Raw genomic sequence first — 21,552 nt, 5'->3', positions numbered from 1 at the left:
CGCGGTCGGGCGGCGCGACAGCCGCGTCAGGCGGGGCACCTCCGCCGTGGCGCCCGCGTCTGCGGGGACGATGACCTGCTGCGACGCCGCGATGTCGACGCCCTCGGACCGCACGACCAGATCCCCGACCGGGGCGCGGCGCGACAGGATCGCGAGCGCGATGGGGCCCTCCTCGTGGTGTCGCGCGACCGAGGTGATGTGCCCCACCTCGTCGTCGCCCGCGAAGACCGGAGCGCCGGGCTCGGGGAGCACTGCGTCGCTGCCGTCGAGGTGCAGCGCGGCGAGCCGCCGAGGCGGATGACCGAGGTTGTGCACCTTCGACACGGTCTCCTGCCCGCGGTAGCAGCCCTTGTCGAGGTGCACCGCGCTGCGCAGCCAGTCGGACTCGTGCGGCAGCGACCGCTCATCGACCTCGGACGCCCACCGCGGTCGCCACGCGGCGATGCGCAGAGCCTCCGCGGCCAGCAGTCCGGCGACCTCGCCGTCGTCGAGGGTCGCGGCGAGCGCGGACACGCTGCCGCTCGGGACGATGGCGATGCGCCAGGCCAGGTCGACCCCGGGGTGCTCGGTGGTCGCGGCGTACTGATACCCGCCCGCGCTGACGCGCTGCCAGGGGTCCGCCCACACGAGGGCGCCGTCGATGGTGCGGATCCGCTCGGACGCCGCGCCGGCGTCGACGAAGCCCAGCAGCGCTACGTCGTCGCGCACCTCGACCGTGGCCTGGGTGCGGAACTTCATGCGGGTGAGCCAGCCCGCCAGTGCCTCCGCGTCGGCGGCATCGACGATGAGCCAGGTCGCGGAACCGTCATCGACGACACCGGCGGCGTGCTCCACCCGCCCCTGGGGATCGAGCACCAGCAGCTCCGTGCTCTCGCCCGGTGCGAGTCGCCCGACGGCCTGCGACGTGATGGAGTCGAGCCAGCCGAGACGCTCGGGGCCCGCCACTTCGATGACGGTGCGGTCGTCCAGCGGGACCAGCGCCTCGCCCGCCGCCAGCCAGCGCTGCTCGCGGAAGGGATCGCCGAAGTGCGCCACGCCCCCGTCGCCGAGGACGGCCCCGTTCCGCTCGTCGAACCCGCCCATGCCTGCTCGCCCCTCTCCGTTCACACCCGCGCGAGGCGGGCCGAGGCGTGCGCGCGCAGCGGTGTGCCGAGCGCGGCGATGTCCCAGGCCCACAGCAGGTGGCCGTCGACCAGGCCGTACATGCGCGAGGCCGAGCCGTACTCCTTGGTCCCCGCTCCGCGCACGATCGCGTCGGACGCCAGGTCGACGCGCGGGCCGTTGATCTCGCCGAGGTAGAACTCGAGCATGCCGTCGGAGCGGGCGATCGAGACCTCGATCGGGAACGCGCCGTTCGGTCCGCGGAGCTCCTCCACGTCGTCGACCGTGCGGACGACCGGCGCAACGGTCGGCGGCAGCAGCGCGGGGCCCGCATCGGACGCAGCAGCCGGGCGCGCCAGGCGCCAGAAGCCGGACTCGGCGGTCAGGGGAATCGACGCCGACTGGTCTTCGCCGGTGAAGGTGGCGGTCGCGGCGTAGTTGAGGAAGGGGCCACCGTCATGGCTGAAGCTGACGCGGTGGGTGAACTCGCCCTGCAGACGCTCCTCGCCGACCGGGTACTCGATCACGCCGGTGCCCTCCCAGACCCCGATCAGCCACGAGAGCGGAACGAGATCGGCGGGAAGGTCGGTCGGGAGCTCGATCACGATCTCGTCAGCGCTGACCGCGGAAGAGGTTGCGCAGCACCACGGCCGACACGAAGACGATCGCCAGGCTCGCGAGGCCCAGGAGGCCGATGAAGAAGATTTCGAGCGCCATGATGTCCATGGATCCACCATACCGCGCCGGATCGGCGTCAGGACGGGATGAGCGCCGCCAGCCCGAACCCGACCGAGATGACCCCCATCAGCAGCAGGGCGCCGGTGACGCTGCTCGCCACGCGGAAGATGAACCCCTGCGTGCGGCCGTACCAGAGCTGCACCGCGAAGGAGATCAGGACGACGGCGCCGAACCCGACGAGCATCCAGGGGATGCGCCACTCCTCCGCAGCGAAGATGCCGATCAGGATCGTGCCGACGAAGGCCACCGCCCACACCACGATCACGCCGGTGAAGGCGTTGCGCGGAGCGAGGGCGGGTTCTGACATGTCTCCATTCTTGCGCATCCACGGCCGCTATCATGGCGGCACGGCGTCGAACCCCCCGCCGGTGAGGAGTGCGCGTGGCCCTGGTGCTGGTTCTGACCAACGCTCCCCTCTCGGAGCAGGTGCTTCCCGCGCTGGAGCTGCTCAGCCATCGCACCCGCCAGATCCCGGCCGAACCGGCGCAGCTCGTGAACGCTCCGGAGTACGACGTGGCGGTGGTCGACGGCCGCCACGACCTGGTCGGAGCGAAGTCGCTGTGCCGGCTGCTGCGCGCCACCGGCCAGCAGGCCCCGCTCCTCCTCGTCGTCACGGAGGGCGGCATGAGCGCGCTCTCCGGCGACTGGGGCATCGACGACGTGCTGCTCGCGACGGCCGGCCCCGCCGAGATCGACGCCCGCGTCCGGCTCGCCATCGCCCGCCGCGACGAGGTGTCCGAGCCCGCGCGCGTGCAGGCCTCCGGCGTCACGATCGACGAGCAGTCGTACTCGGCCAAGCTGCACGGCAAGCCCCTCGACCTCACCTACAAGGAGTTCCAGCTCCTGCACTTCCTGGCCACGCACCCGTCGCGGGTGTTCACGCGCGAGCAGCTGCTCAGCGAGGTATGGGGCTACGACTACTTCGGCGGCACCCGCACGGTCGACGTGCACGTGCGACGGCTCAGGGCGAAGCTCGGCGACCAGGAGCAGATCATCGGCACGGTCCGCAACGTCGGGTACCGCTTCAACGTGTACGACGACGAGAGCCTCGTCGGCACGGGGTGACCGGCGTTCACACGCCCGACACCTCCCGGTGCTTAGATGTACCCCATGATCGATCCCGCACTCGCCGACGCCGGCCTCGGTGACGCCGAAGACGACGACTTCGATGCCGTGGAGTCCCCGGACTCGCAACTGCCCGACCACCGGTACCTGGACCGCGAGCTGAGCTGGCTCGCGTTCAACCAGCGTGTGCTCGAGCTCGCCGAGGATCCGACGCTGCCCGAGCTGGAGCGCGCGAACTTCCTGGCGATCTTCGCGAGCAACCTCGACGAGTTCTTCATGGTGCGCGTCGCCGGCCTCAAGCGCCGCATCATGACCGGCCTCGCGGTGCCGACCAACATCGGCCGCTCCCCCGTCGACGCCCTGGCCGACATCTCGCGCGAAGCACACGCGCTGCAGCTGCGGCACGCGGCCGCGTGGACCAACCTGGTGCGTCCCGCTCTCGCCGACTCCGGCATCGAGATCACCGAGTGGTCCGACCTCACCGACGAGGAGCGCAGCGCGCTGTCCGACTACTTCGGCGCGCAGGTCTTCCCCGTGCTCATGCCGCTGGCGGTCGACCCCGCTCACCCGTTCCCCTACATCTCCGGGCTGTCGCTGAACCTCGCGATCCGCATCCGCAACGCCCGCACGGGCCGTCAGGAGTTCGCCCGTCTCAAGGTGCCGCCGATGCTGCCGCGCTTCGTCGAGGTGCCGTCCACCGGCGAGATCAAGCGCTTCCTGCGCCTGGAAGAGCTGATCGCCAACCACCTCGGTGACTTGTTCCCCGGGATGGAGGTGCTCGACCACCACGCGTTCCGCCTCACCCGCAACGAGGACGTGGAGATCGAGGAGGACGAGAGCGAGAATCTCATCCAGGCGCTGGAGGCGGAGCTGCTGCGCCGCCGGTTCGGCCCGCCCATCCGCCTCGAGATCACCGACGACATGGACGACGTCACGATGGACCTGCTCGTGCGCGAGCTCGACATCACCGATCTGGAGGTCTACCGCCTTCCCGGACCGCTCGACCTGCGGGGCCTGTTCGACCTGTCACGCATCGATCGTCCCGACCTGCGCTACCCGCCGCACCTGCCCACGACCGCGGTGGCGTTCCAGCCGGCGGGATCGAGCAACCGGGCCGACATCTTCAAGGCCATCCGCAAGTCCGACGTGCTCGTGCACCACCCCTACGAGTCGTTCACGACCAGCGTGCAGGCGTTCCTGGAGCAGGCGGCGCGAGACCCGCACGTGCTGGCGATCAAGCAGACGCTGTACCGCACCTCGGGCGACAGCCCCGTCGTGCAGGCACTCATCGACGCCGCCGAGGCCGGCAAGCAGGTGCTCGCCCTGGTCGAGGTGAAGGCGCGGTTCGACGAGGCGAACAACATCGTGTGGGCGCGCAAGCTGGAGAAGGCCGGCGTGCACGTGGTCTACGGGCTGGTCGGCCTCAAGACGCACTGCAAGCTCGCGCTCGTGATCCGCGAGGAGGACGGCCTGCTGCGGCACTACTCCCACGTCGGCACGGGCAACTACAACCCCAAGACCAGCCGCATCTACGAGGACTTCGGCCTGTTCACCGCCGACGCCCAGGTCGGCAAGGACCTGACCCGGCTGTTCAACGAGCTCAGCGGCTACGCGATCGAGAAGAAGTTCAAGCGCCTCCTGGTCGCGCCGCTGCACCTGCGCAAGGGCCTCATCCGCCTGATCGACGCCGAGCGCCGCAACGCCGAGGCGGGCGTGCCCGCACACATCCGCATCAAGGTGAACTCGATGGTGGACGAGGAGATCATCGACGCCCTGTACCGCGCCAGCGCCGCAGGCGTGAAGGTCGACGTGTGGGTGCGGGGCATCTGCAGCCTGCGCACCGACCTCGAGGGCATCAGCGACAACATCACCGTCCGCAGCATTCTCGGCCGTTACCTGGAGCACTCGCGCATCTTCGCGTTCGAGAACGGCGGCGACCCGCAGGTCTACATCGGCAGCGCCGACATGATGCACCGCAACCTCGACCGTCGCGTCGAGGCGCTCGTGCGCGTGACCGACCCCGCGCACCTCAAGGAGCTCACGGCGTTCTTCGATCTCGCGATGGACGACGGCACGTCGTCGTGGCACCTCGGCGCCGACGGCGTCTGGGAGCGCCACGCCGTGAACGCGGACGGCAGGCCGCTGGTCGACCTGCAGGACAAGACCATGGGCATGATCCAGCGGCGCCGGCGGGCGCGGGCGGTCCGATGACGGCGCGGCAGCTCCAGCTCCCCGAGGACATCGCCCGCTCCAAGTGGGCGGACAAGGCCGTGTACGCCGCGGGTGCCGTGGTGTGGCGCCTGGTCGACGGCAAGCTGCGCATCCTGCTGATCCACCGCACGAAGTACCGCGACGTCACGCTCCCCAAGGGCAAGGTCGACCCCGGTGAGATGCTCGCGGAGACGGCCGTGCGCGAGGTGCACGAGGAGACGGGCATCCGCGTCGCCCTCGGCGTCCCCGTGGGGGTGAGCCGCTACCTGCTCGCCTCACGCAAGCAGAAGGTCGTGCACTACTGGGCGGCCGAGGCGACCGACGAGGCCATCCGGGCGTCCACGTTCGTGCCCAACCGGGAGATCGCCGCGCTCGAGTGGGTCAGCGTCAAGAAGGCCCGCGCCGCGCTCAGCTACCCGGTCGACCACGAGATCCTCGACGCGTTCGCGGCCCTCGTCGACGACGGCGTCCTGCGCACCTTCCCGGTGATCGCGCTCCGGCACGCGAAGGCCCTCCCCCGCTCGGAGTGGGACGGCGCGGACTCCGCGCGGCCGCTCACCGAACGCGGCCGACGCCAGGCCAAGGCGATCGTGGGTCCGCTCCGCGCGTTCGGCGTGCGCAAGCTCATCACGAGCGACGCGGTGCGCTGCGTGCAGACGGTCGCCCCGCTGGCGAAGGCCCTGGACCGCAAGCCGGTGAAGACGGAGAAGATCAGCCAGGACGCGTGGGAGGACGGCACCGCAGACCTCCGCTCGGTCGTCGGACGCCGCATCCGCTCCGGCAAGCCCGCCGTGCTGTGCAGCCACGGCCCCGTGCTGCCCGCCCTGCTCGCCGAGATCGCCCTCGCCACCGGCACCGTGCGCGGCTCGTACGTGACCAGCGCCGCCGATCTGGAGACCGGCGCGTTCTCCGTCGTGCACGTGTCCGCCACGAATCCCGGCTCCGGGATCATCTCGATCGAGACGCACGCGCCGAAGGTCTGACCCGCCGGCGACCCGCGAACGAGGGCGCTCGAGCCCGCGCGGCGCCTGGGATCGCCCCCAGAGCGTCTCCGGTCGTTCACCTGCCGTTCACCTGCGCGGGAGAGTCTCGTTAACCGTCGCCCCTAGCGTCACTGTGTGCCCTGCACCGGGCCCCAACCCTCCACGATCGAAGGATCCACAGTGAAGATCTCCCGAATCGCACGAATCGGCGCCATCGGCGCCGTCGCCGCTCTCGCACTCGCCGGCTGTGCCGCGAACGAAGGCGGCACCGGCGGCTCCACCGACGAGCCCAGCGAGTCCACGCTCTCCGGCACGATCGACGCGACCGGCGCGTCCTCCCAGACCGCAGCCCAGGAGGCCTGGGTCGCCGCGTTCCAGACCGCCAACCCCGACGTGACCGTCAACTACGAGCCCACCGGGTCCGGCACGGGCCGCGAGAACTTCCTCGAGGGCGGCAGCAACTTCATCGGCTCCGACCGCGCGTTCAACGACGAGGAGATCGCCGCCGGCGGCTTCGGCGCCTGCACGACCGACGACATCGTCGAGGTCCCGCTCTACATCTCGCCCGTCGCGGTCGCGTTCAACCTCGAGGGCATCGACACCCTGAACCTCGACGCCGCGACCATCGCGGGCATCTTCGCCGGCACCATCACCAACTGGAACGACGCCGCGATCGCCGCTCTCAACGAGGGCGTCGAGCTGCCCGACCTGGCGATCTCGCCCGTGCACCGCTCCGACCCGTCCGGCACGCAGGAGACCTTCGCGAAGTACCTCAGCGCGACCGCTCCCGACGTGTGGACCTACGAGGTCTCGGACGAGTGGCCGATCCAGGGCGGCGAGGCCGCTCAGGGCACCTCGGGCGTGAAGCAGGCCATCACCGCCGGCAACGGCGCCATCGGCTTCCTCGACGCCTCGCAGGCGGACGGCCTCGGCCAGGTCGCCGTGGGCGTCGGCGAGGAGTTCGTGCCCTACTCGGCCGAGGCCGCAGCGAAGCTCGTCGAGGCCTCGCCGCTCGCCGAGGGCCGCGGCGAGGGTGACCTCGTCTTCGACGTCGACCCGGCCTCCGCCGCGGACGGCGCCTACCCGATCGCCCTGGTCAGCTACCTCATCGGCTGCGAGCAGTACGAGGACAGCAACGTCGCGGAGCTCGTGAAGGCCTACTTCACGTACATCGCGAGCGCCGAGGGCCAGGACGCCGCCGCGGAGAACGCCGGCAGCGCCCCGATCTCGGACGGCCTGCGCGAGCAGGTCCAGGCCGCGATCGACCTGATCCAGGTCGGCTGATCCCGCCGATCCGCTGACACGGTGCCCCCGCGTCCCGACACGGACGCGGGGGCTCCGCCGGGTCAGCACCCGATCCATCTCCACCCGGCCCGAAACAGGGAGATCATGAGCACGACCGCGCAGGAGCCCACCACGGCACCGGCACCGACCCCGGCGCCGCCCGCACCGATCAAGGCCAAGCAGCGACTCGGCGACCGGGTGTTCTCCGGCACCGCACTCGGAGCGGGGATCATCATCCTCGTCGTGCTCGCCCTCGTCGCCGCGTTCCTCATCATCCAGAGCCTTCCGGCCTTCCAGCTCGACACCACCGACAACCACATCCTGCGCGGCGAATCCTTCTGGGCCTATGTCTGGCCGCTCGTCTTCGGCACGCTGTGGGCTTCGTTCATCGCCCTGATCATCGCGGCCCCCATCGCCATCGGCATCGCGCTGTTCATCTCGCACTACGCGCACCGCCGACTCGCGGCCGTGCTCGGCTACATCATCGACCTGCTCGCGGCAGTGCCGTCCGTGGTGTTCGGCCTCTGGGGCGGACTCGTGCTCGCCCCGCTGCTCCAGCCGATCTACGTCTGGCTGAACGACAACGCCTCCTGGGTGCCCTTCTTCGGCGGTCAGGTCTCCGCCACGGGCAAGACCATCCTCACCGCGGCCCTCGTCCTCGCCGTGATGTGCATCCCGATCATGACCGCCATCTGCCGCGAGGTCTTCCTGCAGACGCCGAAGCTGCACGAGGAGGCCGCCCTGGCCCTCGGCGCCACCCGCTGGGAGATGGTGCGCATGGCCGTGCTGCCCTTCGCCCGCGGCGGCATGGTCTCCGCCGCGATGCTCGCGCTCGGGCGGGCCCTGGGCGAGACCATGGCCGTGACCATGGTGCTCTCCCCCTCGGCGGTCGTGAGCTTCCTGGTGCTCACCGCCACGAACCCCACGCCGATCCCCGCGAACATCGCCCTCGCCTTCCCCGAGGCGCACGGCACGGGCGTCAACACGCTCATCGCGACCGGCCTCATCCTCTTCGTCGTGACCTTCGCGGTCAACGCCGTGGCGCGCTGGATCGTCGCCCGCCGCGCCGAGTTCTCTGGAGCGAACTGACATGACCGTCCTCACCAGCGCTCCCACGACGCCGAGCGCCTCCCTCACCTCCGGCCGCCTCCCGAAGTGGGCGCCGTGGGCCCTGCTCGGCGTCTCGTTCGCGGTCTCCGCGGCCGTGTTCGGCGTCGCCGCCGCGGGGTCGGACACGCCGCTCGCCGACTTCAACATCGCGGGCACCGTGATCGTCGGCATCCTGCTCTACATGGTGATCATCACGGTGATCTCGTCGATCGCCGAGAGCCGCCGCAAGGCCGTGGACCGGCTCATGACGGCCCTCGTCGCCACCGCCTTCCTGATCGCGCTGCTGCCGCTCGTGTCGCTGCTGTGGACCGTGGTGGCGAACGGCATCGAACGCTTCGACGCCGAGTTCTTCAGCTACTCCATGCGCAACGTGGTCGGCGACGGCGGCGGCATCGTGCACGCCATCTGGGGCACCGTGCTGATCACCCTGACGGCCACGATCATCTCGGTCCCGATCGGGCTCATGACCTCGATCTACTTGGTCGAGTACGGGCGCGGGAAGATCGCGAAGGCCATCACGTTCTTCGTCGACGTGATGACGGGCATCCCGTCGATCGTCGCCGGTCTGTTCATCTACGCCGTGTTCGCGCTGCTGCTGCGACCGGGCATCTCGATGGGCTTCATGGGTGCGCTCGCCCTCGCCGTGCTGATGACCCCGGTCGTCGTCCGCGGCAGCGAGGAACTGCTGCGCATCGTCCCGAACGAACTGCGCGAGGCCTCCTACGCGCTGGGCGTGCCGAAGTGGCTGACGATCCTCAAGGTCGTGCTGCCCACCTCCATCGCCGGCATCATGACCTCGGTCATGCTCGCGATCTCCCGCGTGATCGGTGAGACCGCCCCGCTGCTGCTGACCGCCGGCTTCACGCAGAGCCTCAACACGAACATCTTTGACGGTCAGATGATGACCCTGCCGGTGTTCGCCTACAACCAGTACATGAACCAGGGCACCAACCCCGACGCCGCTGTCGCGCGCGCCTGGGCCGCCGCCCTCACCCTCATCCTCATCGTCATGGTGCTGAACCTCCTCGCGCGTCTGATCGCGAAGTGGTTCGCCCCGAAACTCTCCGGCCGCTGAGCCCGAACCTCAGAACAGGAAACCCCGTGTCCAAGAGCATCGAAGTCAACGACCTCAACGTTTACTACGGCAACTTCCTCGCCGTCGAAGGCGTCTCCCTCGACATCCAGCCGCGCAGCGTGACGGCGTTCATCGGCCCCTCCGGCTGTGGCAAGTCCACGTTCCTGCGCACCCTCAACCGCATGCACGAGGTCATCCCCGGCGCCCGCGTCGAAGGGGAGGTGCTGCTCGACGGCAAGGATCTGTACGGCGCCGGCGTCGACCCGGTGCTCGTGCGCCGCCAGGTGGGCATGGTGTTCCAGCGCCCCAACCCGTTCCCCACGATGTCGATCAAGGAGAACGTGCTCGCGGGCGTCAAGCTCAACAACAGCCGCATGTCCAAGAGCGACCAGGACGACCTGGTCGAGAAGTCGCTCACCGGCGCGAACCTCTGGAACGAGGTCAAGGACCGGCTCGACCGCCCCGGCTCCGGCCTCTCCGGCGGTCAGCAGCAGCGTCTGTGCATCGCCCGCGCGATCGCGGTGTCGCCCGAGGTGCTGCTGATGGACGAGCCGTGCTCGGCGCTCGACCCCATCTCGACGTACGCGATCGAGGAGCTGATCGGCGAGCTCAAGAACGAGTTCACGATCGTGATCGTGACCCACAACATGCAGCAGGCGAGCCGTGTCTCGGACAAGACGGCGTTCTTCAACATCGCCGGCACCGGCAAGCCCGGCAAGCTCATCGAGTACGACGACACGACGTCGATCTTCACCACGCCGTCGGTGCAGGCGACGGAGGACTACGTCTCCGGCCGCTTCGGCTGAACCGCCGGTACGACAAGGGCCCGGGTGCGACGGCACCCGGGCCCTTCCGTGTCTGCGGCCTCAGTCGCGCGGCGAGAGCAGGTACGCGTTGAGCTCGTCCGTGAGCGCGGCATCCACCGGCAGCGGCACACCGTCGACCGCGGTGATGGCCGCCGCGAGACGCACGCTCGACACCAGCCACGCCGCATCGGCCCGGGTGAGGTCGCCCGCGGGGATGCGCTCGTAGCCGACCTCGAAGCCGCGCGCGCTGAGGTGGTCGTACACGCTGAGCTGTGTGGTGCCGTGCAGGATCCCGCCGTTCGGCGCCGGGGTCGTGAACCGGTCGCCGAAGCGCAGGAGGAGCGAGGCCGTCGGCGCCTCCAGCACGAAGCCGTCGCTCGAGAGGAACACCGCGTCGTCGGCCCCGCGCCGCTTGGCCTCGCGCAGCGCCGCCATGTTCACCGCGTACGACAGGGTCTTGGCGCCCAGCAGCAGCCACGGCGCCCGCTCGGCGGCACCGAGGTCGTACCCGCGGTCGAGCGTGACCACCTTCACGCCGTCGCGGCGCACGGCGGAGAAGTCCGCGGCGGGAGCGGCCGTGACCCAGGCGGTGGGTGTGGGTCCGTGCTCCACGCCGCGACTGAGGATCAGCTTGATGACCGACTCCCCCGCGCCGAGCTGCGCCGCGGCCCGCTGCACCGCCTGCCGCCACTGCTCGAGGTTCGGCTCCGGGAGGTCGCACAGTCGCGCGGAGTGTGCCAGTCGCTCCAGGTGCGGCACGACCTCCTGCGCATGACCGTCGACCACGCCGATCGACTCGAACACGCCGTCCCCCCGCTGGGTGCTCAGCTCGCCGACGCTCAGGGCCGGAGCCGTGGCGTCGACCTGCGTGAACGTGCCGGTGTAGTCGTCGCGCTGCTCGTCGGCGGCGACGGGGTCGAGCATGAGGGCGAAGCGTCGGGTCATGCCACGAGCCTAGAACGCCGGGAATACCTGTCGCGCGCTCGCGTTACACTGGAGTGGCCGGGCCGCATAACCCCGGGCTCCAATTTTCGCCGCTGCGAGCGGCCTTCCGCCGAGAGGCGTTCTTGCGGCCCGGTCTTTCTCTGTCCGGGCGCCGGCCGCGGCGCTGTCAGGCCAGCGCGCCCATCCGCCACAGCGCGGCCGATGCCGAGAGGTCCTGCGCATACGTGCTCAACCGCAGCGCCCGCGTGGTCAGCTCGCTCGCGCGCTTCGGCTCCGTCACCTCGTAGTCGTCCGCGGTGTGCGTCGCGCCCGAGGCCTGCACGCGGCAGAACGCCGCCGCCCGGTCGAGCGCCACCGCGAAGTCGCCCCGGAAGGCACCGCGGAGGATCGTGTCGATCAGCGCGACCAGCTCGCCCGGGCTCGCCGGCACCGGGGCACCCGCCACCACGGCGTCGGCGGAGGAAAGCTCGACGCGACCGCGGTCGTACAGGAGCGCGGCGGTGCGCGGGTCGCCGTGGATCGCGAGCTGCAGCACGTACAGGCGCCACAGCGAGCCCGGCAGCGTACGCGACGGCGCGGTGGACCACAGCTCGGCGATCTCGTCGATGCCGTGCTCCCGCGTGAACGCGATCAGCCGTTCCACGCTCGCGCCGGTCTCGTCCTCGCGCACGCGCGTCAGCAGCGCGGAGGCCGTGGCGTGTGCGACCCTGCTCTCCTCCGCGGGGTCGCTCGACCCCACGATGTTGTCGAACGCGTGGGAGGGGCGGCGCACGGGCCGGTGGTGCTGCTCGGGCATCCCTCCAGGGTACGCCCGCCGCCGCGGCTCAGGCCGTGGGGATGACGATGACCGGATCCGTGGTGGGCTGCCCGGACGGCGAGCCGCCCTCCTGCTCCACGGTCACCGCGATCGCGTCACCCGCCCGCATCTCGCCCTCGAGCAGCGCGGTCGCCGCGCCGTCCTCCGGGTCGAACACACCGGCCGCGATCGGCTCCTCGCCGCGCACGAACCACAGCTCGTACGTCTTGCCGGCGTCGGTCTCGGGCAGACCGTCCGTCACGAGCACGGCCTTGCCGACCGAGCCCGACCAGTGGGCGGTGGCCGTGGCCCCGCCGTCGAGCTCGACCGTGGCCTGCTGCGCATCGCCCGCGGCCTCGATCTCCTGCAGCGCCACGACGCTGGCGGGACGGGTGAGCTGTGCGTTGAGCGCCACCGCTCCGATGCCGACGCCGACCAGCAGCGCCAGGCACGCGGCGAGCGCGAAGGCCAGGCGGGTCCAGCGGCGCGGCCTGCGGACGGCGGGCTCCTCGGGGCCACCGGCGGACGCGACCCCGGGGGTGCGCCCCGCGGTGTCGTGCGCGTCGGTGTCGTGCGGGGCAGTGTCGCCCTGCGGCGTCTGGGCGATCTGGGCGAGCAGAGCCGCACGAACGCCGGGCGGCGGGGCGACCGGCGTCACGCCCTCACCCAGCAGCGCGACGCTGTCCGCGTCGACGTCTGCCACGGCCGCCCACTCCGGATGCTCCACGAGTGCCCGGCGGTACCGGTTCTCGTCGTCGGCGGACAGCGCGTGGAGCGCGGCACCCGCCGCGAGTTCCGCGAAGTCCTTCTCGTTCATGCCGTCACCCCCATCGCCGTGCGGAGACGGGTCAGCCCGTCTCTCATCCGTGTCTTGATCGTCCCCAACGGCGCCCCCACGAGCGCCGAAATCTCGTTCTGACTGTAACCGCCGTAGTAGGCCAGGACGAGCGCCTCCCGCTGCGCGTCAGGAAGCCCTGACAGCGCCGCGACGACCCGCTCCCCCTCGATGCCCAGCTCCACCCGCTCCGCGACACTGTCGTGCGCGACACCGAGGTCTTTGAAGCCGGCTCGCACATCGCGGTCGGCGCTCGACTGCGATGCCCGCACCCGGTCGACGGCCCGTCGATGGGCGATGGTCATCACCCAGGTTCGTCCCTGTCCTCTGTTCGGAGCGAACCGCGAAGCGGATTGCCAGATCTCCAGGAACACCTCCTGGAGCACCTCCTCGCTCTGCGCGCGGTTGACCAGCACGCGGAGGATGAGGCCGAAGACCCGCGGGGACAGGGAGTCGTACAGCTCGGCGAAGGCAGCCTGATCACCGGACGCGACGCGGACGAGGAGGTCGGCGACGGCATCCTTCGGCGCTGCCCCGTCCTCCGGGACGTCCATCCCGTCGATGACCATCTCCATAAGCATGCCGTATCTCCTCCCCGTTCCCGCGCAGACGTCACCCGAATGTGAAGGAATAGACCTCGACACCGGCCGGGACCTCGAGCGTGAGCGTTCCCTTCGCGATGTCGCCCTGCTCGACCAGGCCGTACGAGCGAGGCGTCCCGTCGATCGCGATGGTCTGCTCCTCACCGTCCTGATCGCGCACCACGACCTCACCCGAGCCCGCCACGACCATCCGCACCTCGCCCGCGCGATACTCCAGGCGGATGCGTCCGTCGTCGCTCGTCGGGGTCACGTACTGCGTCTCGACCGTCCAGTCGCCGTCCAGCGCGAAGCTGTCGTCGGGCTGGTCCTTCGGGAACGAGAAGCTGCCCTCACCGCGGCGGTACTCGTCCCCGCCGCCGTAGTTCACGTCCTTCGACGAGCCGAGGAAGGTCTCCCGTGTCGTCGAGCCGAGCTCCGGCGTCTCGTCCTTCACGTCCGTCGCCGGCGGCAGCTGCACGTCCGGATCCGCGTCCTGCAGCAGCTCCCGGATCATCGACTCGGTCGCCGCGTAGTTGCCCTCGCCGAAGGAGATGTGGCGCACGGTGCCGTCCGCGTCGATCAGGTAGTGCGCCGGCCAGTAACGGTTGCGGTAGTTCGTCCAGGTCGACAGGGTGTTGTCGAGCGCGACGGGATACGCGATGCCGAAGTCGCGCACGCCCGCGGCGACGTTGCCCGGATCCTTCTCGAACGCATACTCCGGCGAGTGGATCCCGATGACCTGCAGTCCGGCGTCGCGGTACGCCTCGTCCCAGGCCACCACGTGCGGGATCGACCGCTGGCAGTTGATGCACGAGTACGCCCAGAAGTCGATCAGCACGACCTGCCCCCGCAGGTCCTTCAGGTCGATCGCCTCGCCGTCGGGCGTGTTCAGCCACTGCTGGATGCCCTTGATCGACGGGGCAGTGCCGCAGGACTCGAGCTCGGTCGCACCGTTCGTGCACTGGTCGAGGTCCTTGTTCTCGTCGTTGACCAGGCCACCGAGGTCCAGCGCGTCCTGCACCTGCTCGGAGTCGGCGATCTGCTCCTGCAGCGGAGCCGTGTAGTCGGGAAGGAGCCGCTGCAGCGCCTGCGGCACGTTGAACACGAGCCCCACGGCGAGTGCGATCATGGCGATGCCGGCGGCGATGCGCAGTGCGCGCTCCTTCGACCGGAAGGCGCGGATGCGCTCCACCACGCTGCGACCCGCGAGCGCGAACACCAGCAGCGGGACGGCCACGCCGATCGCGAACGACACCGTGAGGAGCACCGTGCCCACGCCGATCTGGCCGGTCGAGCCCGCCACGATGATCGCCGCGAGGACCGGTCCGGCGCACGGCACGAACACCGCGCCGAGGGCCAGTCCGACACCGAAGCCGTTGCCCCGGTTCTTCACCTCGCGCTGCCCGAAGCGCTGGAACGGCCGCTCCAGGAGGTGCTGGAACCGCGGCACGATCAGGCCGACGCCGATCACGACCAGCACCGCGATGCCCACCCAGCGGATGATGTCCTGCGGCAGGTTCAGCAGACCCAGGATCAGCGAACCCACGAGCGTCACCAGCGTGAAGCTGAGCACGAGGCCCGCGATCACGAAGTACGGGCGGCTTCGCCGGGCGGGCACCGCCTCTCCGTCGTAGGCCGCCGACTGCGCGCCGCCGGTGAGGAAGATCACCGGGAGCACGGGCAGGATGCACGGCGAGATGCCGGTGATGAGCCCGCCGAGCAGGCCGATGATGATCAGGTCCATGAGGTCCTCGCTTCTGTCAGGCTCTGTTCGCTCCGGGCCGCCCAATGGATTGGATCGGACCCCGCGAGGGAGGATTCGCGAACTTTTTCCGAATTCGTCCCATCCGATCCCGAGACGGTTCCGAACACCGGTCAACGCCACGGAGAGGCCGTGGCTGGAGTTTCGAAGGAGCTCGACATGTTCAGCACCAAGAAGAAGGTCACCGCAGCAGTCACCCTGGGTCTGGCGAGCGCATTCCTGCTCTCCGCGTGTTCCATGGGCAGCGGCAGCACGACGGAGGAGTCATCGGAGCCCAAGGCCCCCGAGACGTCGGAGTCGACGCCGATGGAGATGGACCCCGCCGCGAACCTCGTGGGCCCGGGCTGCGCGGCCTACGCCGAAGAGGTCCCGGACGGCGCCGGTTCCATCCAGGGCATGTCGCAGGACCCGGTCGCGGTCGCCGCGTCGAACAACCCGATGCTGACCACGCTGGTGGCCGCGGTGAGCGGCCAGCTCAACCCCGACGTGAACCTGGTCGACACGCTCAACGGTGACGAGTTCACCGTGTTCGCGCCGGTCGACGACGCGTTCGCGAAGATCGACCCCGCCACGATCGAGGCCCTGAAGACCGACAGCGCGACGCTGACGTCGATCCTCACCTACCACGTGGTGCCCGGCCAGATCGAGCCGGCCGACATCGCCGGCATGCACACGACCGTGCAGGGCGCGGACCTCGAGGTGACCGGCAGCGGTGACCAGTGGATGGTCAACGACGCCAACGTCATCTGCGGCGGCGTGCAGACCGCGAACGCGACCGTGTACCTGATCGACTCGGTCCTGATGCCCCCGGCGCAGTAAGCGCGGGGAGGTGCCGGGCGACCCGACCGGCACACGGCCTTCTCTGATCGGGAGGAGTCAGGGAAGGTGATAGGGCCGTCGGCGAGCTGTGCGCCGACGGCCCTTCGTCGTGCGCCCTAGACTGGGAGCACGGGCCTCTAGCTCAGTTGGCAGAGCATCGGACTTTTAATCCGCGGGTCGTGGGTTCGAGCCCCACGGGGCCCACCGTCATTCCTCCGTCGGCGCCGCTGCGGGTGCGTGCGGCGTCACGACCGTGGCCAGGTCGATGCGGCGCGCACCGGGGCGGTCGGCATCCCGGTAGGGGGCGAGCAGTTCGGTCAGACCGCTCTGGATCGTCGCGAGGTCGGCCTCGGTGACGTGCAGGGGCGTCTGACCGAAGCCGACGAAGCCCCGGGCCGCCGGGTCGGGGTCGGCGAGGAAGCGGTCGAACCCCGCCCCGACCTCCCCCAGGAACGTGAGGAACGCGCTGCGGAGCCGGGCGTCGTCCATCGCGCCGAGCTCGTCCTGGTCGACGTGGGCCATGCGGTCGCCGAGCGCGAGCGTACGTTCGATCGCTCCGCGGATGCGTCGCTCCTGCACGACCGCGAGGATGCCGGCGTCGACGAGCGCCGACACGTGGCGGTACAGCGTGGCCTGCGTCACGTCGGGCAGGGCCTGGCGGAGCTCGGCCGTGGTCAGTTCCCGCCCGCCGAACTGCTGCACGATGCGCAGCCGGACGGGGTGCAGGACGACGTCGGCGATCGGGGCGGATCGGGTCACGCGCACTCCATTGTTCTCATGATGATAATGTTCTCAACGACAACCCCATCGTACGTCGAGAGGAGCGTCCATGACGCACCCACCCCTGCGCGGCCCCGCCATCGAGGTCACCGCTCTCACGAAGCGCTACGGCGACCTCACCGCGGTCGACGGCGTCTCCTTCCGCGCCGAGCCCGGCCGCGTGACCGGGTTCCTCGGACCCAACGGCGCCGGCAAGTCCACGACACTGCGCATGATGCTCGGGCTCGTCCGTCCCGACGCGGGCACGGCACGGTTCGACGGCGTCTCCTATCGCGCCCTCGCCCGACCGAGCGGCGCCGTCGGAGCCGTGCTCGACCTCGCCGCGGCACACCCTGCGACCTCCGCCCGCGATCACCTGCGCACCTATGCCGCCCTCGGCGGGCACCGCGCGCAGCGCGTCACGGAGGTGCTCGCCCTCACCGGCCTGCACGAGGCGGCCGACCGTCGCGTCGGCGGCTTCTCCACCGGCATGCGCCAGCGGCTCGCCCTGGCCACGGCGCTGCTCGGCGAGCCGCACGCCCTGCTGCTCGACGAGCCGTCGAACGGCCTCGACCCGGCCGGCATCGCCTGGCTGCGCGCGTTCCTCCGCGACTTCGCGGCCCGCGGCGGAACCGTCGTGCTCTCCAGCCACGTGCTCAGCGAGGTGCAGCACAGCATCGACGACCTCGTGGTCATCGACCGCGGCCAGGTCGCCTGGACCGGGGCCGCGGCGGAGTTCACCGCCGACGGTCGCACGCTCGAAGAGGCGTTCCTCGCCCACACCCACGAAGGGATCGTCCGATGAACCTGCTCCGTGGCGAGGCCGTCCGCCTCCTCTCCACCCGGCTCCCCCTGTGGGCCCTGGTCGCCGCGGTCGCGAGCGGGGCGGGGCTGACCGGGCTGCTCGCCCTGATCGGCCCTGAGAACGCCACGCCTCCGCTCCCGGGAATCGACACCGCCCAGGGCGTGGGCTTCGTGGTCGGCCTGAGCGGTCTGACCCTCTTCCTGCCGGCACTCATCGGCACGATCGCGATCACGAGCGAGTTCCGCCACCGGACCATCGGAGCGACCTTCCTCGCCGCACCGCGTCGAGGACGTTTGCTGGCCGCGAAGCTCGGGATCTTCGTCCTGCTCGGGCTCGGCTACGGGGTCGCGATGGCGCTGTCGGCCGGACTCGCCCTGCTCGGCGCGGCGGCCCTGCGCGGAGCGACGCTGGGCGTGACCGCGGGGACCCTCGGGATCATGCTCACCCAGCTCGCCCTCGCGGCAGCGGTGTACACGGTCCTGGGAGTCGCGATCGGTGCGCTCGCGCGCCACCAGCTGCTCGCCATCGGGATCGTGGTCGGCTACTTCTACCTCCTGGAACCGGTGCTCATGCTCGTGCCGGGGGCGAACCTCGTGTACCCGTACCTCCCGGGGGGTGCGACGGCCGCGCTGATGGACTTCACGCTCCTCACCGATACCCTCGCGGAGCAGGTGCCCCTCGCCGCCTCCGTGCTCGTGGCGCCCGTGGTCGGAGCCGCGCTGCTCGGCGCCTATGCGCTGCTCGGGAGTCTCGCGGCCGTGCTCGTCCCGCTTCAGCGCGACCTCGCGTGAGCCCGCCCTCGTATCATCCGCGCGGCCTCCTGGCCACCCCCTGTCCGCGCTCCTGGCCCCCGAGAGAGGGTGATGGTGCGCCCGGATCCGGGCGACTCCCCCAGCGAAAGGACAGACGATGACTCTCAGCGGAAACCGCGTGGCGTTCCTGGCGACCGACGGCTTCGAGGACAGCGAGCTGACCAGCCCGTGGGAGGCCGTGACCGCGGAGGGCGCGAGTGCGACCATGATCGCCCCCGACGGCGCCGCCATCACCGGCAAGAACGGTCACGAGCAGGCGGTCGACCTGACCGCGGCCGACGCCTCCGCCGACCAGTTCGACGCGCTCGTCCTCCCGGGCGGCGTGGTGAACGCCGACCACCTGCGCATGGACGAGGCGTCCATCGCACTCGCCCGCTCCTTCTTCGAGCAGCACAAGCCGGTCGGGGTGATCTGCCACGGCGCCTGGATCCTGATCGAGGCGGGCGTGGTCGACGGCCGCACCCTCACGAGCTACCCCAGCCTGAAGACCGACCTGCGCAACGCGGGCGCGAGCTGGGTGGACGAGGAGGTCGTGGTCGACGAGGGCCTGGTCTCCAGCCGCACCCCCGACGACCTCCCCGCCTTCAACGCGAAGCTGGTCGAGGAGATCGGCGAGGGCAAGCACGCGGGACAGACCGCCTGACCCTCACCCGACGCGCGCCCGATGGCGCCGCACGGCCGCCCGGTTCGCGCACCTCACGGAGCAGAACCGCTGGCGGCCGTTGCGCGTCACATCGGCGACCACGTTGCGGCAGGGCGCGGCCTCGCAGCGTCCGAGCCGGTTCATGCCGCGCGTGACCAGGTGCAGCGCGGTGCCGAGGTTGATGGTCGCGCGCAGCACGAACGGCAACGACCGCACGTCGTCGCGGTAGTGCAGGTGCCACCCCTCGTCGTCGTGGTCGACGAGTCGCGGATAGGCGCCGGCGGCGGCGAGCTGCGCGTTCAGCAGGGCGGCGCGCTCGTCGGGGTCGGGCGCATCGACGATGGCGAGCCACTCGTCGATCACCGCCCGCACCGCGGCGTGGTCGCCGTCGGCGGGCGGGAAGGTCTGCGTCATCCCGAGGGCGAGCGTGCGCTCCTCGATGCCCTGCCGGTCGGCCGGCCAGTCGTTGGCCAGCGACGCGGCCAGCAGCACGGCATACTCGCCGTAAGGGTTGAGATGCATAAGACCATTACATCACGCTGGTCCCATGACCGCCGCCGACACCCTTCCCGTCCCTCTCGTCCCGCCCGTCGACCGCCACGAGCACGCCTGGCTCGTGGAGTCGCGGCACCCCACCAGCGAGGGCGTCGTGCTCTACGTGCGCTGCCTCGACTGCGGCACGCGCCGGGTCGACGTCGCCGCGCATCCGCACCTCCCGCCGCGCGCGCTGAGCCGCCCCCTCGCCACAGCTCCCGACGGCTCCGACGCCGCCGACGCCGACCAGCGATGAGGCCCCCTCGCCCCGCCCCGCTCAGGCCGTGAGGTCGATGAGCTTCTGCGTGGTGCGCAGGTTGCGGGCGGTTCCGGCCACCCCCAGGGCACGGTTGAGCACGCTCGTGGTGAGCTTCGTGGAGTGCACGCCGCCCTCGGCGTAATCGATCCACAGGTCCTGACCCACCAGCGCGATCCGCTCCCCTGGCACGAGTCGCTGCTCGAGCGCCGCGACCGCACCCGGCGCGGGCGGCCCCTCCAGGAACATCGCGTGCACGTACCTCGCCTCGCCGTCGGGGAACGGCTGCGCGGCCGCCGTCGCCACGAGCTCCGCGTGCGTGCGGTGGATGACGGGCGTGTCGACGCCGAACTCCTCCGCGATCAGGCGGCGCACGGTCGCGCGGGCCGCCTCGGGGTCGTCGGGCGTCGCGCAGAGGATGTTGCCGCTGGCGATGTAGGTCGACACGGCGGCGAGCTGCGTCCGCTCCTCCAGCACCTCGCGCAGTCGCGCCATCGGCACGCTGTTGCGCCCGCTCACGTTGACCGCGCGCAGCAGCAGGACGCTGCGACTCACGCGTCGCCGCTCTCGGCCAGCACCGCGCCGGCGTGCACGAGCTCGGCCAGCGCAGCCTCGCTCGAGGGGGCGGCCACCCCGGCGATCAGGTCGGTGAGGACGCGGACCCGCACGCCGTGCGCGATGGCATCCAGCGCGGAGGCGCGCACGCAGTGGTCCGTCGCGATGCCGACGACATCGGCCGACACGACTCCGGCGGCCGAGAGCACGGCCCCGGCGGTGTCGCCGTCGTCGGTGATGCCCTCGAACAGCGAATACGCGGGCACACCCTGCCCCTTGCGGACGTGGTGGGTGACCGCGGTCGTGTCGAGCAGCGGGTCGTAGTCCGCGCCCGCCGTACCCGCGACGCAATGGGCCGGCCACGTGTCGACGAAGTCGGGCGAGCCGGAGAAGTGTCCGCCGTTGTCGCCGTCCGCATCGTGCCAGTCGCGGGAGGCGAGGATCACGTCGTAGTCGGCCGCGTGCACGGCGAGAAAGGCGGAGACGGCCTCGGCGACCGCGTCTCCCCCCTCCACCGCGAGCGCCCCACCCTCCGTGAAGTCGTTCTGGACGTCGACGATGAGGAGTGCTCTGCTCATGCCTCGAGGGTACGCCGTGCGGGCGCCGTCGACCGGGCAGCGCTTGACCCTGTCATCGTGACAAGGTGTGGAATGGACGGCGGAGGCAACCATGACCGAACAGCATCCCCTCGACCCGGCGTCGAGACTGCGCGCTGCCCTGCAGTCGACCGCGTCCTCGGCGCGCCTGCAGGCCGCTCTCACTGCCGGCACCATGCCGAACCCCTGCTACATCGACGTGCTCGTCGAGCAGAGCGCGGTGGAGCCCGACTTCTTCGTGCGCGAGATGCTCACGTGGGCACTCACCCGACACGACGCTGAGCCGACCGTGGACCGCCTCCTGCCGGAGCTGCGGTCACCCGTGGCGCAGGCCAGGAGCCAGGCCCTGCACACGCTGTCGAAGATCGGCGACCGTCGTGCCTGGCCCGCGGTGTCGACCGAGCTGCTGCGCGACGACGACCCCGAGGTCGCACGCGCGGCGTGGCGCGCCGCGGCGGGGCTCGTGCCGGACGAGGAGCGG

General features: G+C 70.8%; 25 protein-coding genes and 1 tRNA gene. 14 read left to right on the top strand and 12 right to left on the bottom strand.

The genetic code is table 11. The annotated features are described in order from the left end of the window. The 3 genes from ygfZ to DW309_RS02910 all read right to left on the bottom strand — a co-directional run. The coding region (ygfZ, locus tag DW309_RS02920) for a CAF17-like 4Fe-4S cluster assembly/insertion protein YgfZ (protein ID WP_136044511.1) at positions 1–1,083 on the bottom strand (1,083 nt) is incomplete at its 3' end. Positions 1,084–1,103: 20 nt separating this feature from the next. Continuing rightward, positions 1,104–1,706, bottom strand: coding sequence for a nitrobindin family protein (locus tag DW309_RS02915; protein WP_136044510.1), 603 nt, complete (start codon positions 1,704–1,706; stop codon positions 1,104–1,106). 149 nt (positions 1,707–1,855) lie between these two features. Further along, the gene (locus tag DW309_RS02910; RefSeq protein WP_168387152.1) at positions 1,856–2,146 is read right to left on the bottom strand and encodes a hypothetical protein; all 291 of its coding nucleotides are present in this window, start codon (positions 2,144–2,146) and stop codon (positions 1,856–1,858) included. Between the two features lie 74 nt (positions 2,147–2,220). On the opposite strand from DW309_RS02910, the gene DW309_RS02905 reads away from it, so the two are divergent. The 7 genes from DW309_RS02905 (at position 2,221) to pstB (ending at position 10,373) form a co-directional block, all read left to right on the top strand. After that, entirely contained in the window at positions 2,221–2,904 is a 684-nt protein-coding gene (locus tag DW309_RS02905) for a winged helix-turn-helix transcriptional regulator (protein ID WP_136031479.1), read from the top strand. Positions 2,905–2,949: 45 nt separating this feature from the next. Beyond that, the gene (locus DW309_RS02900) at positions 2,950–5,115 is read left to right on the top strand and encodes an RNA degradosome polyphosphate kinase (RefSeq protein ID WP_136031477.1); all 2,166 of its coding nucleotides are present in this window, start codon (positions 2,950–2,952) and stop codon (positions 5,113–5,115) included. Beyond that, positions 5,112–6,098, top strand: a complete 987-nt coding sequence (locus DW309_RS02895) for an NUDIX hydrolase (protein WP_136035809.1) — start codon at positions 5,112–5,114, stop codon at positions 6,096–6,098. Before DW309_RS02900 ends, DW309_RS02895 begins: the two co-directional genes overlap by 4 nt. A gap of 180 nt (positions 6,099–6,278) precedes the next feature. Further along, positions 6,279–7,382 (top strand): phosphate ABC transporter substrate-binding protein PstS, encoded by a 1,104-nt coding sequence (locus tag DW309_RS02890; protein ID WP_136031472.1) that lies wholly within the window; start codon positions 6,279–6,281, stop codon positions 7,380–7,382. Between the two features lie 105 nt (positions 7,383–7,487). Then, the gene (pstC, locus tag DW309_RS02885; RefSeq protein WP_136031470.1) at positions 7,488–8,471 is read left to right on the top strand and encodes a phosphate ABC transporter permease subunit PstC; all 984 of its coding nucleotides are present in this window, start codon (positions 7,488–7,490) and stop codon (positions 8,469–8,471) included. A gap of 1 nt (position 8,472) precedes the next feature. Then, positions 8,473–9,567 (top strand): phosphate ABC transporter permease PstA, encoded by a 1,095-nt coding sequence (gene pstA, locus DW309_RS02880; RefSeq protein ID WP_136031468.1) that lies wholly within the window; start codon positions 8,473–8,475, stop codon positions 9,565–9,567. 26 nt (positions 9,568–9,593) lie between these two features. Next, on the top strand, positions 9,594–10,373 hold the full coding sequence (gene pstB, locus DW309_RS02875) for a phosphate ABC transporter ATP-binding protein PstB (protein WP_136031466.1): 780 nt from the start codon (positions 9,594–9,596) through the stop codon (positions 10,371–10,373). 60 nt (positions 10,374–10,433) lie between these two features. Here the strand turns inward: pstB and DW309_RS02870 are convergent, their stop codons facing one another. From DW309_RS02870 to DW309_RS02850, 5 genes are all read right to left on the bottom strand, one after another. Beyond that, positions 10,434–11,318 carry an aminodeoxychorismate lyase gene (locus DW309_RS02870; protein ID WP_136044509.1) on the bottom strand — a complete coding sequence of 295 codons (885 nt, stop codon included), beginning with the start codon at positions 11,316–11,318 and terminating at the stop codon, positions 10,434–10,436. 166 nt (positions 11,319–11,484) lie between these two features. Then, entirely contained in the window at positions 11,485–12,114 is a 630-nt protein-coding gene (locus DW309_RS02865; RefSeq protein WP_136044508.1) for a DNA-directed RNA polymerase subunit beta, read from the bottom strand. A 28-nt stretch (positions 12,115–12,142) separates the two neighbouring features. Beyond that, positions 12,143–12,931 (bottom strand): anti-sigma factor, encoded by a 789-nt coding sequence (locus tag DW309_RS02860; RefSeq protein WP_136044507.1) that lies wholly within the window; start codon positions 12,929–12,931, stop codon positions 12,143–12,145. Next, a complete protein-coding gene (locus tag DW309_RS02855) occupies positions 12,928–13,530 on the bottom strand; it encodes an ECF RNA polymerase sigma factor SigK (RefSeq protein ID WP_205812597.1) in 603 nt (200 codons plus the stop codon). The genes DW309_RS02860 and DW309_RS02855 overlap by 4 nt, the downstream gene beginning before the upstream one ends. Positions 13,531–13,561: 31 nt before the next feature. Next, positions 13,562–15,274, bottom strand: coding sequence for a cytochrome c biogenesis protein DipZ (locus DW309_RS02850; RefSeq protein WP_136031458.1), 1,713 nt, complete (start codon positions 15,272–15,274; stop codon positions 13,562–13,564). A 177-nt stretch (positions 15,275–15,451) separates the two neighbouring features. Here DW309_RS02850 and DW309_RS02845 point away from each other — a divergent pair, with 177 nt between their 5' ends. Further along, positions 15,452–16,111: a fasciclin domain-containing protein gene (locus DW309_RS02845; RefSeq protein ID WP_136031456.1), complete on the top strand. Its 660-nt coding sequence runs from the start codon at positions 15,452–15,454 to the stop codon at positions 16,109–16,111. A gap of 131 nt (positions 16,112–16,242) precedes the next feature. Then, positions 16,243–16,315 (top strand) — tRNA-Lys (locus tag DW309_RS02840). A gap of 3 nt (positions 16,316–16,318) precedes the next feature. Here the strand turns inward: DW309_RS02840 and DW309_RS02835 are convergent. After that, complete coding sequence (locus DW309_RS02835; RefSeq protein ID WP_136044506.1) at positions 16,319–16,870, bottom strand: helix-turn-helix domain-containing protein; 552 nt, start codon at positions 16,868–16,870, stop codon at positions 16,319–16,321. A 70-nt stretch (positions 16,871–16,940) separates the two neighbouring features. On the opposite strand from DW309_RS02835, the gene DW309_RS02830 reads away from it, so the two are divergent. From DW309_RS02830 to DW309_RS02820, 3 genes are all read left to right on the top strand, one after another. After that, positions 16,941–17,675: an ABC transporter ATP-binding protein gene (locus tag DW309_RS02830; RefSeq protein ID WP_136044505.1), complete on the top strand. Its 735-nt coding sequence runs from the start codon at positions 16,941–16,943 to the stop codon at positions 17,673–17,675. Then, positions 17,672–18,466, top strand: a complete 795-nt coding sequence (locus DW309_RS02825) for an ABC transporter permease (protein WP_136044504.1) — start codon at positions 17,672–17,674, stop codon at positions 18,464–18,466. Before DW309_RS02830 ends, DW309_RS02825 begins: the two co-directional genes overlap by 4 nt. A gap of 118 nt (positions 18,467–18,584) precedes the next feature. After that, positions 18,585–19,130: a type 1 glutamine amidotransferase domain-containing protein gene (locus tag DW309_RS02820; protein WP_136031454.1), complete on the top strand. Its 546-nt coding sequence runs from the start codon at positions 18,585–18,587 to the stop codon at positions 19,128–19,130. A 3-nt stretch (positions 19,131–19,133) separates the two neighbouring features. Here DW309_RS02820 and DW309_RS02815 read toward each other — a convergent pair whose 3' ends face one another. Next, positions 19,134–19,652: a CGNR zinc finger domain-containing protein gene (locus tag DW309_RS02815; RefSeq protein WP_136044503.1), complete on the bottom strand. Its 519-nt coding sequence runs from the start codon at positions 19,650–19,652 to the stop codon at positions 19,134–19,136. A gap of 25 nt (positions 19,653–19,677) precedes the next feature. Here DW309_RS02815 and DW309_RS02810 point away from each other — a divergent pair, with 25 nt between their 5' ends. Further along, positions 19,678–19,920 carry a hypothetical protein gene (locus DW309_RS02810; RefSeq protein ID WP_136044502.1) on the top strand — a complete coding sequence of 81 codons (243 nt, stop codon included), beginning with the start codon at positions 19,678–19,680 and terminating at the stop codon, positions 19,918–19,920. Positions 19,921–19,941: 21 nt separating this feature from the next. On the opposite strand, the gene DW309_RS02805 is transcribed toward DW309_RS02810, so the two are convergent. Continuing rightward, a complete protein-coding gene (locus tag DW309_RS02805) occupies positions 19,942–20,475 on the bottom strand; it encodes a DUF1697 domain-containing protein (protein ID WP_136044501.1) in 534 nt (177 codons plus the stop codon). After that, positions 20,472–21,053: an isochorismatase family protein gene (locus DW309_RS02800; RefSeq protein ID WP_136044500.1), complete on the bottom strand. Its 582-nt coding sequence runs from the start codon at positions 21,051–21,053 to the stop codon at positions 20,472–20,474. Before DW309_RS02800 ends, DW309_RS02805 begins: the two co-directional genes overlap by 4 nt. Before the next feature lie 91 nt (positions 21,054–21,144). Here DW309_RS02800 and DW309_RS02795 point away from each other — a divergent pair. Beyond that, positions 21,145–21,552, top strand: a 408-nt coding sequence (locus tag DW309_RS02795; protein ID WP_136044499.1) for a HEAT repeat domain-containing protein, incomplete at its 3' end; no start/stop codon positions are given.

This window comes from Microbacterium sp. K41, from assembly GCF_004794395.1.
Taxonomy (GTDB): Bacteria; Actinomycetota; Actinomycetes; order Actinomycetales; family Microbacteriaceae; genus Microbacterium; species Microbacterium sufflavum.
This window is presented reverse-complemented; position numbering and strand designations above follow the sequence as displayed.